Raw genomic sequence first — 1,591 nt, forward strand, 5'->3', positions numbered from 1 at the left:
CTACCATCGCCGACAAGCCCGTTGCTGTCGCCGCACCAAACGTGCTCAGCAAATAGTCGGTGTACAAATCGAGTTCTTTGTTCTTCATGGCGACAGGTTATCGTATGCACTGCGTAACATCAGTTATAACAATACCTTTTCTGACAGAGATGATTTATCGCTGGATCAGCCTTTATCTGCTTTGCATTTGGGCAAGCTTGATGAGCATCATTATGCGGCTCAGGCTAAGCATGGGAATGGGGCGTGACCTGTATGTGCGCTTGGATTCGATCTCGATCACTTTCCAATGCCGCAAATCAGCCCGATATGCTGGGGAGGGTGAGAATGCCTGCCTTGAACTGCGCAAATCATCCTGCCAAGCAGACTATTGAATTACTTGAGATGTAGAAGTTCAGACTTGATCTGACAGTTGCCCGTTTTGACGGTGCCCGATTGCCAGATCAGTTCAGCTCTGGCGCCGGGCTGATTTCCCCCAAGTAGGAACCGTACCGACGACGCTTCGTCGTGGCAACGACCAGGCGCTCCTGCGTCATCAAACGTCGCACGACTTTCTCCGAGATGAAGCGCTGCTGCTTGCCCAGGGATGCGTGTATCCGACGGTAGCCATAGCAACGGTGATTTTGCTCGAAGATGTCAGTGATGAGGTGACGTACGCCAGCATACTTGTCAGCAACTTGTAACCGGGCTCGATGATAAAAGTAGGCGCTGCGCGCCGTGTGGGCGGTTCTTCAAAAGGTCGTGCTCAAGTTGTAACTTCCGGATATCACGTTGAAGTGATTCAAGTTGCTGCTCCAGCTCCGCACGCTCCAGTACTGGTAGCGAATCCTTGTGATGTCGCATGGATGCGGGAACACCACGATCGAGTAGTTGATCTTTCCAGTTGTACAACGTGGGCCTACTTACGCCCAGCTTTTGTGCAATGGCGCGTGCACTTTCCTGTCGCGTGCACAGTTCGATGACCGCTGCCTGTTTCAACGCTTGAGGATGCACTTCACCCCTGGCTTTGCCAACGACGCGTTTCCGTGTTTCTGGACGCAGTTCACCCACCCAGGCTGTCAGCGTCCGACGCTCCGGATATCCTAGTTGTTTGAGGGTTGTGGCAATGCAGCATCCGTGGTTCAGGTAGTGCTCGACCGCCACTTTCTTCTGCTCGGCCGAGTACTTCAGCTTCGTGCGCACATAAACTTCTGGCAAATCGTAGCCTTGCTCGTATTCTCGATGCCAGTTCCTGAGAGCCTGCCTTGTTAGATACCCCAGCACGCGAATGGTCGCCGCGGGGCGCTTCCCGAGCTTTATATAGAGCCAAACTGCACGGATGCGGTCTTCGTATGAGTACATGAACTACCTCTTAGTAGTCCAAGTTTTCTGCCGCACCCCCATTGGTCGTTGAGTCCGACTATTGGTCGACATTTCAGTTACCCGATGGAGCCTGCTTCGCCTTGCATCCTGCTGAGTCAGAATTATCAACTGATGTTACGCAGTGCATACGATAACCTGTCGCCATGAAGAACAAAGAACTCGATTTGTACACCGACTATTTGCTGAGCACGTTTGGTGCGGCGACAGCAACGGGCTTGTCGGCGATGGTAGG

At 52.7% G+C, this 1,591-nt stretch carries 1 protein-coding gene and 1 pseudogene; one reads left to right on the top strand and one right to left on the bottom strand.

Translation table 11 applies throughout. The features are described 5' to 3' along the window. Positions 1–247: hypothetical protein (locus CSQ89_RS23435; protein ID WP_233203421.1), on the top strand; the 247-nt coding region annotated here is incomplete at its 5' end. A gap of 202 nt (positions 248–449) precedes the next feature. Here CSQ89_RS23435 and CSQ89_RS21455 read toward each other — a convergent pair. Beyond that, a pseudogene (locus CSQ89_RS21455) lies at positions 450–1,338 on the bottom strand (IS3 family transposase); the annotation flags it as partial. Between the last annotated feature and the right edge of the window lie 253 nt (positions 1,339–1,591).

The sequence above is a fragment of the Chitinimonas sp. BJB300 genome, assembly GCF_002735695.1.
GTDB lineage: Bacteria > Pseudomonadota > Gammaproteobacteria > Burkholderiales > Chitinimonadaceae > Chitinimonas.